Here is a 15,126-nt window from a genome sequence, read left to right on the forward strand (position 1 = left end):
AACTCGATGGCTATTGATCGATCTATAACCATGTAGATATATGTGAGTCAAGCGGGAGGAGCGGCAGGATGATCCTCGTCACGGGAGTAGCCGGCCATGTCGGGCGCGCCTGTGCCGGCGCGACCCTTCCAGGCAACTCCGAGCAGGGAGCTCTTATTAGGCTTGAACGGCTGCGGGAACCGTCAAATCCCCGAGCAGCGTCGAAAGCTCCGGTTCGTCGATGAGCAAGGCAGCATCGGCCGGCGGCAGCCAGGCCCGTTGCCGATTCGCGGCCTCCCGCCAGTCGGCCATCTCCCCGGTGACCTCGAGCAGGTAGACGACCACATCGACACGGACGAAACGGCTGGCCATGCGTTTCCAATAGGAATAGGTGCCGGCGGGCTGCTTCAGCGCCTTGCCGAGCACGCCTGCCTCTTCCTGGGCCTCGATCATGGCCGCCTTGCGCCCGGTCTTGCCTTTCATCGGCCAGCCTTTGGGAACGATGAAGCGCCTAGTCGTGCGCGAGGTGACCAGCAGCACCTCGAGGTTGCCGTCTTGGCGCAAACGAAAGGGTATGGCCGCCACCTGGCGGATCCGCTCCCCTTTCTTTGCCCTGCGTACTGCCTTCTTCTTGGCTGTTGCCATCCCAAATCCGATGAGAGCGGCATTCGCCCGGCGCGTTATGCGCGCACGGCAGAACCCTGCCCCTGCAAACCCCAAAACGACCGCCCTTGCAATCCGGCATTTGCCGGCAATTAAGTCGGCTAAATAAACCGAAAGATACGGAATGTCAGCGGCAAACCCGTGAAATGGTTGTGCCAATCACCTGAGATTGGCAATTCTGCTTGACGACCGGCACTTCAGGGCGAGGCGTCGGCACGATCTGCCGGTCCTGCTCGCGATAGAGCTGCTGCTGTTGCTGGTACTGCTGCCGCTGCAGTTGGTTCCGGAGCGTCTGCAGCTCGTTCTGCTGGATCAGGACGTCCCGATTCGTCGGGATGACCACCTGCGCCGAGGCATTTGAAGCCGTGCCCGACAGGACGGCAATTGCCAGAGCCGCCGACATCAAAACCGCCGATAAACGAGGATGCGACATCGCTTCCTTCATGTGAAAGACAGAACCTTGCTGTAATATAGGACGCTCGTCCGGATATGCCATGGTTCGAGCTTGCGCAGGCGGTCAGGTAATCGAACGTCCTGCCAAAGAGAATCCTGGAAGGACTACTCCGTTTCGCGCAAACGGTAGCCGACACCGGTCTCGGTGATGATGTAGCGCGGCTGGTCCGGTGTCTTCTCGATCTTCTGCCGCAATTGGCGGACATAGACCCTGAGATACTGCACGTCGGTCGTGTCGTTCCAGATCTGCTTCATCAGGAACTGGTGGGTGAGCACCTTGCCGGCGTATTGAACCAGGATGCGCAGGATGTCGTATTCCTTGGGCGACAGCTTCACCTCCTTGCCCTCGACCTTGACGATGCGTTTGACGAGGTCGACGGAAAGATCGCCGGTCTGGAATACCGGCTTCTCGCCCTGTTGCTGGAACTTGTGCCGCAGCGCCACGCGGATGCGGGCGATAAGCTCGTTCATGCCGAAGGGCTTTGTCACATAGTCGTCGGCGCCGAGTTCCAGCGCCGTGACGATGCCGGCCTCATCAGTGCGGCTCGACAGGATGACGACCGGAATGTCGAGGCCGTCGCCGCGCCATTTGCCGAGCAGCTCGAGGCCGGTCATGCCGGGAAGGCCGAGGTCGAGCAGGATGAGATCGGGCGTCTCCGTCCCGATGAGCTCGATCGCGGCCTTGGCGTTCGGCGCTTCGGATATTGCATAGCCCTGGCTGCCGAGGCCGACGCGCAGCAGCTTGCGGATCGGCGGCTCGTCGTCGACGATCAGGATGCTGACGTTCTGATTGGTCATGCCGTCTGGTCCATCCTGGCGTCGCTCATATCGGGCAAGTCCGCCGGCACCGGCATCTTGATTGTGAAGATCGCGCCCGGCCGGTCGGTCCGGTTCGCCGCCGAGATCGTGCCGCCCATGGCCTCGATGAAGCCGCGACTGATCGACAGGCCGAGGCCGGTTCCGGCGCGGACCTGGTCGCGCTTGCGCACGCGGTAGAAGGTGTCGAAAATCCGCTCGAGGTCGTCCGGCGGGATGCCTGAACCCTCGTCCATGACCTGCAGGATGACGGACCCGTTGTCGACCCAGCTCTGCAGGCGGATGGCCGAGCCCGGAGGCGCGTATTTCGCGGCATTGTCGAGCAGGTTGAAAAGCGCCTGCTCGAACAGAACGGGATCGAGCCGCAGCATCGGCAGGTCGGGCGGAATATCGGTCTCGATCCGATGCTCGCCGGTAATCTTGTGCGCCCGGTTGAGTGCCGATCCGACGACATCGCCGAGATAGTGGAAGGCATAGTTGGGCTCCATCGCGCCGGATTCGATCTTGGTCATGTCGAGCAGGTTGGCGATGAAGCGGTTCAGCCGCTCCGATTCGTTCAGCACCGTCGCCAGAAGGTCGGCCCGATCCTCCTCGGGCAATGCCGGGGCGAACTCGCGCAGCGTGCCCGCCGCGCCCATGATCGCCGCAAGCGGCGTCTTCAGATCATGGGAGATGGAGGTGAGCAGCGCCGAACGCAGCCGGTCCGCCTCCGCCGCCAGCCTGGCGCGGTCGACATCGGCGACAAGCTGGATGCGCTCGATGGCGACCGCCGCCTGGTCGGCAAGCGCATCGAGCAGGCGCTGCTGCTCGGGGGTCAGCAACGGGCCCTGCTTGTCATTGTCGAGGCCTATCACCCCGACCGCCGTTCTGCCTGTCCGCAAGGGGAGGTAGAGCCGCCTTGCGCCGGGCAGCGTGTCGGCACCGCGGCCGGCCGGGCGATCATGCTCCCAGGCCCAGCGGGCCGCCGCGATGTCGGCCTCGGCCAGCGTGTCGTCCGGCGGATAGCCGGCCTTGACGGTGATGGCGCCGTTCTCAGGCAGAAGCAGCACGACGCGCACTTTCAGCATCGAGGCGATCTGGAATGCGGTGGCCCAAAGCACGTCGTCGAGCGTGCCGGCGCCGGCGAGCTTTTTCGAGAAGGAATAGATGTCTTCGGTGGCCCGCGCGCGCGAACGGGCGGCGACCACCTGCCGCTGCACGCGCGCCGTCAGGTTGCTGGCGATAACGGCGACGACGAGGAAGACGGCAAAGGCAACGATGCTCTCCGGGTCCCTGATCGTCAGCGTGTAGCGCGGCTCGAGGAAGAAATAGTTGAAGCCAAGCGCGCTCAGGAAGCAGGCATAGAGCGCCGGCCACAGTCCGCTGGTCACCGCCGCTGTCAGCACCGACAGCAGAAGCACGATCGCGAGATTGCGGACGTCGAGGAATTGATCGAGAACCGAGCTTACGGCCAGCCCACCGGCAACATAGGCGGTGGCAAGCAGATAGGGCCAAACCTGAAACTGTCTCCCCTCGGTGGCCGCCTTCACCCTTGTCGAAGGCATCTCCGTGTTGCGCTCCGTGCCCGAAATGACATGGACGCTGATGTCGCCGGCATTGCGGATCAGATCGTAGGTCAGCGAACCCTCGATGAGTTCCCGCCAACGCGAGCGGGTCGGCCTGCCGATGACGATATGGGTGAAGTTGTTCGCCGTCGCGTGGCGCACGATGTCCTGGGCGACGTTCTGACCCGGGATGGTCGTCACATCGGCGCCAAGCTGCTCGGCAAGGCGCAGGTTCGTCGCCAGCCGGTCCTTGTCCTCTTCGGACATGCCGGCCAGGCGCGGCGTGTCGACATGCAGCGCCGTCCAGGGGGCGCGAAGACGATCGGCGAGCCGGCGCGCGTAGCGAATGCGAGCTGCCCCGCCGGGACGTGAGTCGACGCAGACCAGAACCCGCTCGCCGGCAGCCCACGGCCCTGGGATGGCGTGGGACTGCATGTGGCTGAGCAACTGCTCGTCGACACGCTGGGCGGTGCGCCTCAGCGCTAACTCCCTGAGTGCGGTCAGATTGCCCGGCGAAAAATAGTTCTCGATCGCGCGCTGGGCGGTTTGAGGGAAATAGACCTTGCCTTCGTGAAGCCGCTTGATCAGGTCGTTGGGGGTGAGGTCGATGACCTCGATGTCGTCGGCCCGGTCGATGATGGAATCGGGAACGGTTTCGCGCACCCGGACGCGGGTGATCTGCGCCACGACATCGTTCAGGCTTTCGACATGCTGGATGTTGAGCGTGGTGTAGACGTCGATGCCCCGCGTCAGGATTTCCTGCACATCGAGGTAGCGCTTGGGATGTCTGCTGCCGGGCGCATTGGTGTGCGCGAGCTCGTCGACCAGCACCAGTGCCGGATGCCGCTTCAGGATGGCGTCGATATCCATCTCGTCGAGGGTGCGCCCCCTGTACTCGACCTCTCTGCGCGGGATCACCTCATAGCCGTCGACCAGCGCCTGGGTTTCCTTGCGGCCGTGCGTTTCAACGACGCCGATCACGACGTCGATGCCATCGGCGAGGCGGGCGCGGCCCGCCATCAGCATCTCGTAGGTCTTGCCGACGCCTGGGGCTGCGCCGAGGAATATGCGCAGACGGCCGCGGCCCTCCCGCTCGGCATGCTCGAGCAGCGCGTCGGGAGATGGTCTGTTCTCGGGGTTGGTCCTGTCGTCCGGCATCAAGTCCAATCATGAATTGTGCCGGGGATCGTGTCGATCCCCGGCGCGGTGCTGACTACTTCAGGTCGTCCAGCGCGAGGTTGAGGGCAAGCACGTTGACCACCGGCTCACCCATGAAGCCCAACTCGCGATCCTCGACATGGCTGTCGACAAGCGACCTGACCTTCGTCTCATCGAGACCCCGGGCCTTGGCGACCCGTGGCACCTGGAAATAGGCAGCCTCCGGGCTGATGTCGGGGTCGAGACCGCTGCCGGAAGTGGTGACCAGATCCATCGGAACCGGCGCGTTCGGGTTCTCCGCCTTCAGCTTCTCGGCATCGCCCTTGATGCGCTCGATCAGCTTTGCATTGGTCGGTCCGAGATTCGAGCCGCTGGAAGAGGCGGCGTTGTAACCGTCACCGGCGGCCGAGGGTCTGCCGTGGAAATAGCGGTCGCTGGCGAAGGCCTGGCCGATAAGTTCGGAGCCGATGACCTTGCCGTCCTTGGCGATCAGGCTGCCGTTGGCCTGCTTGGGAAACAGCGCCTGGGCGATGCCGGTCATGCCGATCGGATAGATGAGGCCGGTAAGCACCGTGAAGAAGACGATCATGACGATCGCGGGTCTGAGTTGCTTGAACATCGGAATGGATCCTTATGCGAGGCCGAGGGCCGTGACGATCAGGTCGATCGCCTTGATGCCGACGAAAGGCACGATGATGCCGCCGAGGCCGTAGACGAGCAGGTTGCGGGTGAGCAGCGCGCCGGCGCCGATGGCGCGGTATTTCACGCCCTTCAGCGATAGCGGGATCAGCGCGATGATGATCAGCGCGTTGAAGATGATGGCCGACAGGATGGCGCTTTGCGGCGTCGCCAGATGCATGATGTTGAGCGCCTGCAGCGGCCCCGCCGACTGGCCGGGCGCGACGTAGAAGACCGCGAACATCGCCGGGATGATGGCGAAATACTTGGCCACGTCGTTGGCGATCGAGAAGGTCGTCAGCGAGCCGCGCGTCATCAAGAGCGCCTTGCCGATCTCGACGATCTCGATCAGCTTGGTCGGATCGCTGTCGAGGTCGACCATGTTGCCGGCCTCGCGCGCGGCCACCGTGCCCGTGTTCATGGCGACGCCGACATCGGCCTGGGCGAGCGCCGGTGCGTCGTTGGTGCCGTCGCCGCACATGGCGACCAGCTTGCCCTTGGCCTGCTCCTCGCGGATCAGCGACAGCTTGTTCTCCGGCGTCGCCTGGGCAAGGAAATCGTCGACGCCGGCCTCGGCGGCGATGGCTGCCGCCGTCAGCGGATTGTCGCCGGTGATCATCACAGTGCGGATGCCCATCTTGCGCAGCTCGGCGAAACGTTCGCGGATGCCGCCCTTGACGATGTCCTTGAGATGGACGACGCCGAGGAGACGCCCGTCGCGCTCGACCGCCAGCGGCGTGCCGCCGGCCTTGCCGATCTCGCCGGCGATGGCCTGCAGGTCGCGGATGGTGTCGCTCGTCGGACGCGCGCCGTGGGACTCGGACGCCGCCTGGTTGACATGCGCCAGCACCGCGTCGACCGCGCCCTTGCGCACCGACGAGCCGTCGACATCGACGCCGCTCATGCGGGTCTGCGCGGTGAAGGGCACGAAGGTCGCGTGCAAGGTTGCCATGTCGCGGGCGCGGATACCGTATCTCTCCTTGGCCAGAACGACGATCGAGCGGCCTTCCGGCGTCTCGTCGGCGAGCGAAGCGAGCTGGGCGGCATCCGCCAATTCCTGCTCGGTGACGCCCTTGACCGGACCGAACTCGGTCGCCTGGCGGTTGCCGAGCGTGATGGTGCCGGTCTTGTCCAGCAGCAGCGTGTCGACGTCGCCGGCGGCCTCGACGGCGCGGCCGGACATGGCCAGGACGTTGAAGCGCACCAACCGGTCCATGCCGGCGATGCCGATGGCCGAGAGCAGCGCGCCGATCGTGGTCGGGATCAGCGTCACGAAGAGAGCAACGAGGATAGTGACCGGAATATAGCCGCCCGAATAGGAGGCGAAGCTCGGGATCGTCGCGGTGGCAAGCACGAAGATCAGCGTCATGCCGACGAGCAGGATGTTGAGCGCGATCTCGTTCGGGGTTTTCTGGCGCTCCGCACCTTCGACCAGCGAGATCATGCGGTCGAGGAAGGTGTGGCCGGAGGCGGCGCTGATGCGCACGCGGATCCAGTCGGACAGCACCTGGGTGCCGCCGGTGACGGCCGAGCGGTCGCCGCCGGATTCGCGAATGACGGGCGCGGATTCGCCGGTGATGGCGGCCTCGTTGACCGAGGCCACGCCTTCGATCACTTCGCCGTCCGAGGGGATGATGTCGCCGGCCTCGACCAGGACGATGTCGCCGACCTTCAAGCTGGTGCCGGGCACCAGCTTGAACTTGCCGCGATCGCCATTGGTGAGCAGCTTGGCCTGGGTCTCGGTGCGCGCCTTGCGCAGCGAGTCGGCCTGCGCCTTGCCACGGCCCTCGGCGACGGCTTCGGCGAAGTTGGCAAACAGCACGGTGAACCACAGCCAGATGATGATCTGCAGGGTGAAGCCGAGATCGCGGCCGCCGGTGACCAGGTCCTTGACGAACAGCACGGTCGTAAGCGCCGAGACGATGGCGACGACGAACATCACCGGGTTGCGCATCAACGTGCGCGGATCGAGCTTACGGAAGGCACCGCCGATGGCGGGCACCAGGATGCGGGCATCCATAATGCTCGCGGATTTGGGCTGGTTCATTTCGAAGCTCCAGGATCGATTGTGTTGGACGGCGCGGGCTGCTCGGTCGTCGGGAACAGGGGCGGAAGACCGGAAGCCAGCAGCCACAGCACGAACGGCACGGCTGCCATGCCGAGGAAGGTGGAGAGCGTGGGGAAAGGACGGGGTCTTCCGTCCCTTCCGTCATCTGGCATTCCGTCACCGGATGGTGACGGTCATGCAGACGTATGTCGTTGAACCCGGGCATGGTCATCTCAGAAGGTCTGCCCATGGATCATCGCCAGGTGCTCGACAATCGGACCGACGGCGAGCGACGGGAAGAAGGTAAGACCACCGACGATGACGATGACGCCGACCAGCAGGCCGACGAACAGCATGCCGTCAGTCGGGAAGGTGCCGGCCGAAGCGGGCACGGTCTTCTTCGCGGCCAGCGAGCCGGCGATGGCTAAAGCCGGGATGATGACCAGGAAGCGGCCCATCAGCATGCCGATAGAGCCCGTAAGGTTGTACCAGGGCGTGTTGCCGGTGAGTCCGCCAAAGGCCGAGCCGTTGTTCGCAGCCGCCGAAGTGTAGGCATAGAGAACCTCGGAGAAGCCGTGCGGCCCGCCGTTGGCCATCGAGGCCACGGCGCTCGGCAGGACCACTGCGATGGCGGTGAAGATCAGCATCGCCAGCGGCAGACAGAGGATGGCGAGCATCGCCATCTTGACCTCCTTGGCCTCGATCTTCTTGCCGAGATATTCGGGCGTGCGGCCGACCATCAGGCCGGCGACGAAGACGGCGACGACGACGAACATCAGGATGCCGTAGAAACCGGCGCCGACACCGCCGACGATGACCTCGCCGAGCTGCATGTTGATGATCGGGATCATGCCGCCAAGCGCGGTGAAAGAGTCGTGCATGGCGTTGACGGCGCCGCAGGAGGCGGAGGTGGTGATGACCGCGAACAGGGCCGAGAGCGCAATGCCGAAGCGGGTCTCCTTGCCCTCCATGTTGCCGCCGTCGATGCCCAGCGCATGGACCAGCGGATTGCCGGCGGCCTCGGCCCAGTAGCAGACGATGACGCCGGCGATGAACAGCACGCCCATCGAGGCGAGGATCGCCCAGCCCTGGCGCTGGTTTCCGACCATGCGGCCGAAGACATTGGTGAGGGCAGCACCCAGCACGAAGATCGTCAGCATCTGGATCAGGTTGGAGATCGCGTCCGGATTCTCGAACGGATGCGCGGCATTGGCGTTGAAGAAGCCGCCGCCATTGGTGCCCAGCATCTTGATGGCGATCTGCGAAGCCACCGGTCCGACCGCGATGGTCTGCTTGGCGCCTTCGAGCGTGGTGGCATCCACATACGGCCCGAGCGTCTGCGGGATGCCCAGCCAGACATAGACGAGCGTCAGCACGATGCAGGTTGGCAAGAGCACGTAAAGCGTGCAGCGGGTCAGATCGACCCAGAAATTGCCGATCGACCTGCCTGAAGCGCGAGCGAAGCCGCGGATCAAAGCAACCGCGATGGCGATGCCGACCGCAGCGGACATGAAGTTCTGGACCGCGAGGCCGGCCATCTGCACGAGGTAGGACATCGTGCTTTCGCCGCTGTAATTCTGCCAGTTGGTGTTGGTGATGAAGCTGGCGGCGGTGTTGAAGGCGAGGCCGGGCTCAACCGCGGTCATGCCTGCGGGGTTGTAGGGAAGAACTCCCTGTAGCCGCTGCAACGCGTAAAGCAGCAGGAAGCCGGCAAGATGGAACAGCAGCATGCCGGTCGTATAGACGGCCCAGTGCTGCTCTTCCTTCTCGTTCGTCCCCGAAAGGCGATAGAGTCCGCGCTCGATCGGGACGAGAACCGGTGAAAGAAAGGTGCGATCGCCGTTGAAGACGCGGTACATATAGCCGCCGATCGGCTTAACGAGCGCGACAAGGATGCCGCAATAGAGAAGGATCTGTATCCAGCCGTATATTGTCATGATGTGACTTCCCGCAGGCCCGTACGATCAAAAGCGCTCGGGGCGAATAAGCGCATAGGTGAGATAGGCAAGCAGGAACAAGGTCACCGCGCCGCCGAGGATGTAATCGAGAAGCATGGTCCGGTCCCTTCGCTCAGATTCTGTCGCAGGCTCTGACGTAGGCTAAGGACAGGGCGAAGAATAAAATCCCGATCCCGAGAACAATAATGTCCATTGGAAGCATTCCTTGTTTTGCTTGAACATTCAGCCACGATCGGTGGGCTGAGAAACTGCAGAGGGCGCGTGCCATCCGGCCTTGATTTTGGCCAAAGCTTCTTTTTCGGGCGGAATATGGACCCGATCGCCATAAAGGTTCGAGACGAGGCCGAGAGGAAAGATATAGGAATTTCATAAAGGTTGGCCCGCGCCTTCCGCAGCTCTTGCGTAATTCGCCGCCTTCAACCCAGGCAGTTTGCCCTCGGGCGCATCGAATAAAGACGCATATATAAACTGCCCCGGAATCCCCTCTCGAATTCATGCGGCGGACGCCTATTTAGATCTGCACCGCGGACCTCGCCGGCGTTCCCGCGGGCATTTTTCGAGATTCGAAATGACCTTCGTATCCCTCAGAGTTGCGCCGAGGCTCAGTCGAACTATCCCGACCGAATACTTTGTCCTTGCCAATCTCAGGAACGAAGGGAAGGTTGTCGGCCGGCTGGCCGATCATCCGATCTCCGAAATCGTGGTCGACGACCGCGGCCTCCGCTATCGCTATGTCGGTGTCGCGACACGCGCTGCCGATGGACGATACGATGTCGACTCGCTGCGGCCCGGTGAGTGGATCGTGCAGCCCGGCTTGGTCTACGCTCTCGAAACAAAGGGCTGATGAAGGGTGCGGCGACGGCGTCAGCAGAGACGCTGCTGGTCATCGGCGATTGCCTATGGCCAGCAGCGGACAATCGCAAATATGCTAAACTCGGGGACGCTGAACAAAGCCTGCAGCCATGCGAGGCCAGCCGGAAGGACAAAAATGCTCGATATCGCACCATCGCAACAGGCGGCTACCTGGCTCGGCTCGTTCGGCCGGGCGCTCGAGGCCGGCGACATCGAGGCGGCGACCGGTCTTTTCCTTGAGGATTGCTACTGGCGCGATCTGCTCACCTTCACATGGAACATCAAGACCATGGAAGGCCAGGCGGCGATCCGCGCCACGCTCAAGGCCACGCTGCCGTCGGCGCAGCCGTCGCATTGGCGCCTGTCCGGCGAAGCGAGCGTCGATGACGGCATCATCGAGGCTTGGTTCAGCTTCGAGACAGTGGTCGCGCGCGGAGAAGGGATCCTGCGGCTCAAGGATGGCCGCTGCCGCACACTGTTCACGGCGATGAGCGAACTCAAGGGTTTCGAGGAGCAGAAAGGACCGGCCCGGCCGCTCGGCATCCGTCACAAGGCCGATCCCGAGCGTGAGACCTGGGCGGAAGCAAGAGCGCGCGAGGCGCGCGAGCTTGGCGTGCACCAGCAGCCCTATTGCCTGGTGATCGGCGGTGGCCAGGGCGGCATCATGCTGGGCGCGCGGCTGCGGCAGCTCGGCGTTCCGGCGCTGATCGTCGAGAAGGACGCGCGCGCCGGCGATTCCTGGCGCAACCGCTACCGCTCGCTCGTGCTGCACGACCCGGTCTGGTACGACCATCTGCCCTACATTCCGTTCCCGGAAAACTGGCCGGTCTTCACGCCCAAGGACAAGATGGGCGACTGGCTGGAAATGTATGCCCGCGTCATGGAGCTGAATTACTGGGTCGCCACCAAATGCATCAGTGCGGCGTATGACGAGGCGGAAAAGGTCTGGACGGTGGTGGTCGACCGCGTCGGCCAGCGCATCACGCTGAAGCCGAAGCACATCGTCTTCGCGACCGGCGCCTACGGACCGCCGCGGCGGATCGAGCTGCCTGGCGCCGAAAGCTTCAAGGGCGAACTCCTGCATTCCAGCCAGTATTCCACCGGCGAGAAATTCCGCGGCAAACGTGTCGCGGTGATCGGCGCCGCAAGCTCAGGCCACGATGTCAGCGTCGATCTCTGGGAGGCCGGCGCCAAGGTCACCATGGTGCAGCGCTCGCCGACGACTGTGGTGAAGTCCGACACGCTGATGGAGATCGGCTTCGAGATTTTTTCGGAGAAAGCGCTGGCGCGGGGTATCACCACCGACAAGGCGGACATGATCGTCGCCTCGACGCCGTTCGCGCTGGTGCCGAAGGGCCAGCGGGCGCTCTACGACGTCATCCGCGAGCGCGACGCGGATTTCTACAGGCGGCTCAGCGACAGCGGCTTTGCCATCGACTTCGGCGAGGACGAGACCGGGCTCTTGATGAAGGCCTACCGCACCGGCTCGGGCTTTTACATCGATGTCGGCGCCTGCGAGCTGATCTTGAATGGCGAGATCGCGGTGAAAAGCGGCGTCGACATCAAGTCACTGACGCCGAGCGGCATCTTGTTCGAGGACGGCAGCGAGCTTACGGTCGACGCGATCGTCTGCTGCACCGGCTACCAGTCGATGAACGAGACGGTGGCGGCAATCGTGTCGCGCGAGGTCGCCGACAAGGTCGGTCCGTGCTGGGGCCTCGGCTCGGGCGTCAAGGGCGATCCCGGCCCTTGGCAGGGCGAATTGCGCAACATGTGGAAGCCGACGGCACAGGAAGCGCTGTGGTTCCATGGCGGCAACCTGGCGCTGTCGCGCTTCTATTCGAAGTTCGTGGCGCTGCAGCTCAAGGCGCGCATGGAGGGGATTGCGACGCCGGTTTACGGCGAGCCGAGCAACGCACGGAGGTGAAGCTGCCGATCTCCCCCTCGTGGGGATATGGCCGGCAGGCCAGAGGGGGGCGCTGTCCCGCCAGCCTATCAATGGATTGCAATTGCGTCGTCAGTTGGTCCTTGGTTCGCCGCAAAACCACTAAGGTTGGCGTTCCTTCGCGCCCCCCTCTGCCCTGCTGGGCATCTCCCCCACAAGGGACCCACAAGGGGGAGATTGGCCAATCACCTCCCAAAATGCCCCGCCGCAACCTCGACATGCGTGTGATGCGCATGCGCCTCGAAGCGCTCCGTCTCGTCGTGGTCGGGCGCCTCGTTCGGCCACCATTTGCCGCCGATGACGATGCCGTTGGAGACCAGCCGCTGGTCCGCGACCATTGAGGCGCCGACTGCGTCGACGAAGGTGAAGCGGCCGGGCTGCAGCCTGAGCACCGCGACATCGCCGATGCCACCGACCTTCAGGCTGCCGAGCTCTGGTCTGGCGATCGCCTCGGCCGGGCGCTGCGTCGCAGCGCGCAACACCTCCACCACCGGCATGCCGAGTGCCATGAGCTTCGACATGCAAACGAGGATGTCGAAGGCTGGGCCATCGACGCAGTAGAGATGCACGTCGCTCGAAATGACGTCGGGCGCCAGGCCTTCGGCGAGCATGGCCTTTGCGACCTCGAAATCGAAAGAGCCCATGCCGTGGCCGATGTCGAAGATGACGCCGCGCTCGCGGGCCAGCCGCATATCCGGCCGCACGGCGCCGGAGGCAAAGACCGGTGCGTTGGGAAACGGCCGGAAGCAGTGGGTGAGGATGTCGCCGCGACGCAGCCTGGGCAGTACTTCCGAGCGGCCGGGCGGCGGCTCGTCGATATGCGCCATCAGCGGCAGGCCGGCGTTGTCGGCGGCCTCGAGCGCGAGGTCGACTGGCGCGATGCCGCTGGTGCCGCCGGCGTGGCGGCCCGAGCGGACCTTGACGCCGACAATGACGTCGGCGTGCTCGCGCACCGCCGCCACCGTCTCGCGGGGCTCGCAGAGCCTGAGGTCGCTGCATTCGCCGACCGACACGGTCTGGGCGAAGCCGAATATGCCGGCAAACGAGATGTTGACATAGGCGAGGATGCGGACCTTCGAGCGCTCGATAACGTGGTGGCGAAAGCCCAGGAAATTGCCGGCGCCGGCACTGCCGGCATCGATGAAGGTGGTGGTGCCGCTCTTGGCGGCCAGCCTGTCGGCGTCGACGCCGAGCGAGGTGCCGCCCCAGTAGACATGGCTGTGCAGGTCGACGAGGCCGGGTGTGACGAGGCAGTCCCTCGCATCGACGACCGCACCGGCGGCCTCCGCATCGATTGCCACTTCGATCGCCACGACACGGCCATCGGCGATGGCGACGTCGCGCGGCGCGTTCAACCCGGAGGCCGGGTCGATCACACGGCCGCCCTTGATCAGCAGATCGAACTGCATCAGGATGCCTCCTCTTGTCCCTTCGCGATCATATCGGCCGATAGGCGACCGCTTCGATCTCGATCTTGATGTCGATCATCAGGCGGGACTCGACGGTGGTGCGCGCCGGCGGGTCATTCGGGAAATGCCTGGCATAGACCGTGTTGAAGACGCCGAAATCGCGGGCGTCCTCGAGCCAGACGGTGGTCTTGACCACATCGTCCATGGCGCAGCCGGCCAGCGCCAGCGCCGTCTTGACGTTCTGCAGCACCTGCTCGGCCTGCTCGGCGATGCCCCCCTTGACCACCAGCCCGTCGCTGCCCATCGGCACCTGGCCGGAGACATAGACGAAATCGCCGGCGCGGACGGCTGGCGAGAGCGGGACATGCGATTTTCCAAAGCACTGCTTGGGCAAAGTGAGCCTCCTCTTGTCGACTGGATAAGCTATTCCTACAGCCCTCTACGCCTGTCGGCGTGATCCTCATAGTGCCCCCTGTTGGAAAGCAACATTTTTTCGAAATCCATGTTGCTTAATTACAAATCCCTGAGCATCTTGCCCCGCGAAGCCGGGTCTGCAATCGGTAGGATACCGACGGCACGCACAAAAGAGGGGAGATCCAGCATGACCTTCGACAAGAATCCGTTTCCCGAAGGCGATGTCGATCGCCATGCGCTTTGGGAAATGCTGGTGCGGCGCGACATCGATGCCTTTCTCAGCCAGGACTGGTCGATGGTCGAGGACGATTTCATCGCGGAGAGCTTCTTCGGCATGCATGCGCATTTCCTCAAAAATGCCGACGCCTGGCGGCTGCAGTTCCCGAGGCTCGAAGTCTATCGCGACGAATGGCTGCGCCAGGCCAAGGAGACCGCGGCGACGAAATTCGCCGAGCCGCTGCGCGAGGCGTTGTTCCGCGTCACCAACATGCGCGATATCGACGTCGACGGCGACCGCGCCGTGCTGCACAAGAAGTTCGACGGTTCCGTCGCCAAGGCGGACGGCGGCGTCGACCGTCTCAAATGGCAGACGCTCTATTTCTGCCGCAAGGTCGGCGGCCGCTGGAGGATCGCCGGTTTCGTCGGCTACATGCCGCATCCGCTGGGAAGCTAGGGGGCTATCCCAGCTAACCTGATCGAACTGGGCCTTCTAGGAAATGCGCGGCAACTGCTCATCGGGCGAGCGGTGATCGAAGACGACGCCCATGGTCTTACCAACGGCGGCCATGACGATCAGCTCGACCAGATGGTCGTCGGTGTCCTCGCAGGCGGGATCCGATTGATGGATGATATCGAGCATCGCCCGGGTCGAAATCGTGTCGCCGGCGCGAAATTTCGAAAGAGCAGACGAAACAAGATCTTGGGCCGTCGGATCCATGACGGGCACTTCCGCAGCGACGTTCATTGGCCTCCTCCTGCCATGAACCCTCCGGGCGAGAATGATACGCCAATCGGTGGATAGCGCCAGCGAAATGGTGGTCCTACCAGTGCGATTGGCGACAGCCTACCGCCATTGTCCGTCAAAGCGCGTTGCGCTGAAAAGGATCAGGCGACGCGCTTTAAGTCTTTGTATTTGCGCATGTGATTTTTCCAAAACCTGCTGCGCGCTTTTGGGCGACATACGTTAAGTGTGGAACACCGCGCCGAGGAT

Annotated in this window: 14 protein-coding genes; 3 read left to right on the top strand and 11 right to left on the bottom strand. The window is 63.7% G+C overall.

Annotated elements, in window-relative coordinates:
* Positions 1-156: 156 nt before the first annotated feature.
* The 8 genes from RFN28_RS02690 to RFN28_RS02725 all read right to left on the bottom strand — a co-directional run bounded on the left by RFN28_RS02690 (position 157) and on the right by RFN28_RS02725 (position 9,392).
* A complete protein-coding gene (locus RFN28_RS02690) occupies positions 157-624 on the bottom strand; it encodes an NUDIX hydrolase (RefSeq protein ID WP_320285822.1) in 468 nt (155 codons plus the stop codon).
* 145 nt (positions 625-769) lie between these two features.
* Positions 770-1,087: a hypothetical protein gene (locus tag RFN28_RS02695; RefSeq protein WP_320285823.1), complete on the bottom strand. Its 318-nt coding sequence runs from the start codon at positions 1,085-1,087 to the stop codon at positions 770-772.
* 113 nt (positions 1,088-1,200) lie between these two features.
* The gene (locus tag RFN28_RS02700; RefSeq protein WP_320285824.1) at positions 1,201-1,893 is read right to left on the bottom strand and encodes a response regulator transcription factor; all 693 of its coding nucleotides are present in this window, start codon (positions 1,891-1,893) and stop codon (positions 1,201-1,203) included.
* Positions 1,890-4,613 carry a DUF4118 domain-containing protein gene (locus RFN28_RS02705; RefSeq protein ID WP_320285825.1) on the bottom strand — a complete coding sequence of 908 codons (2,724 nt, stop codon included), beginning with the start codon at positions 4,611-4,613 and terminating at the stop codon, positions 1,890-1,892. Before RFN28_RS02705 ends, RFN28_RS02700 begins: the two co-directional genes overlap by 4 nt.
* A 55-nt stretch (positions 4,614-4,668) precedes the next feature.
* On the bottom strand, positions 4,669-5,232 hold the full coding sequence (kdpC, locus tag RFN28_RS02710; RefSeq protein WP_320285826.1) for a potassium-transporting ATPase subunit KdpC: 564 nt from the start codon (positions 5,230-5,232) through the stop codon (positions 4,669-4,671).
* A gap of 12 nt (positions 5,233-5,244) precedes the next feature.
* Positions 5,245-7,338 (bottom strand): potassium-transporting ATPase subunit KdpB, encoded by a 2,094-nt coding sequence (gene kdpB / locus RFN28_RS02715; RefSeq protein ID WP_320285827.1) that lies wholly within the window; start codon positions 7,336-7,338, stop codon positions 5,245-5,247.
* Between the two features lie 233 nt (positions 7,339-7,571).
* On the bottom strand, positions 7,572-9,275 hold the full coding sequence (kdpA, locus tag RFN28_RS02720; RefSeq protein WP_320285829.1) for a potassium-transporting ATPase subunit KdpA: 1,704 nt from the start codon (positions 9,273-9,275) through the stop codon (positions 7,572-7,574).
* Between the two features lie 27 nt (positions 9,276-9,302).
* Complete coding sequence (locus RFN28_RS02725) at positions 9,303-9,392, bottom strand: K(+)-transporting ATPase subunit F (protein WP_040990279.1); 90 nt, start codon at positions 9,390-9,392, stop codon at positions 9,303-9,305.
* 472 nt (positions 9,393-9,864) lie between these two features.
* Here RFN28_RS02725 and RFN28_RS02730 point away from each other — a divergent pair, with 472 nt between their 5' ends.
* Together RFN28_RS02730 and RFN28_RS02735 are read left to right on the top strand one after the other, a co-directional pair.
* Positions 9,865-10,140, top strand: a complete 276-nt coding sequence (locus RFN28_RS02730; protein WP_320285831.1) for a hypothetical protein — start codon at positions 9,865-9,867, stop codon at positions 10,138-10,140.
* Positions 10,141-10,284: 144 nt separating this feature from the next.
* Positions 10,285-12,075 (top strand): NAD(P)/FAD-dependent oxidoreductase, encoded by a 1,791-nt coding sequence (locus tag RFN28_RS02735; protein WP_320285832.1) that lies wholly within the window; start codon positions 10,285-10,287, stop codon positions 12,073-12,075.
* 203 nt (positions 12,076-12,278) lie between these two features.
* Here RFN28_RS02735 and RFN28_RS02740 read toward each other — a convergent pair whose 3' ends face one another.
* Both RFN28_RS02740 and RFN28_RS02745 read right to left on the bottom strand, forming a co-directional pair.
* Positions 12,279-13,502: an amidohydrolase/deacetylase family metallohydrolase gene (locus tag RFN28_RS02740; protein ID WP_320285833.1), complete on the bottom strand. Its 1,224-nt coding sequence runs from the start codon at positions 13,500-13,502 to the stop codon at positions 12,279-12,281.
* 28 nt (positions 13,503-13,530) lie between these two features.
* Positions 13,531-13,896: a RidA family protein gene (locus RFN28_RS02745; protein ID WP_320285834.1), complete on the bottom strand. Its 366-nt coding sequence runs from the start codon at positions 13,894-13,896 to the stop codon at positions 13,531-13,533.
* 207 nt (positions 13,897-14,103) lie between these two features.
* Between RFN28_RS02745 and RFN28_RS02750 the strand changes: the two genes are divergently transcribed.
* Positions 14,104-14,589, top strand: a complete 486-nt coding sequence (locus tag RFN28_RS02750; RefSeq protein ID WP_320285835.1) for a hypothetical protein — start codon at positions 14,104-14,106, stop codon at positions 14,587-14,589.
* Positions 14,590-14,625: 36 nt separating this feature from the next.
* Here the strand turns inward: RFN28_RS02750 and RFN28_RS02755 are convergent, their stop codons facing one another.
* Positions 14,626-14,880, bottom strand: coding sequence for a hypothetical protein (locus RFN28_RS02755; protein WP_320285836.1), 255 nt, complete (start codon positions 14,878-14,880; stop codon positions 14,626-14,628).
* Between the last annotated feature and the right edge of the window lie 246 nt (positions 14,881-15,126).

Origin of the sequence: Mesorhizobium album (genome assembly GCF_033977205.1) — a bacterium.
Taxonomy (GTDB): Bacteria; Pseudomonadota; Alphaproteobacteria; order Rhizobiales; family Rhizobiaceae; genus Mesorhizobium; species Mesorhizobium album.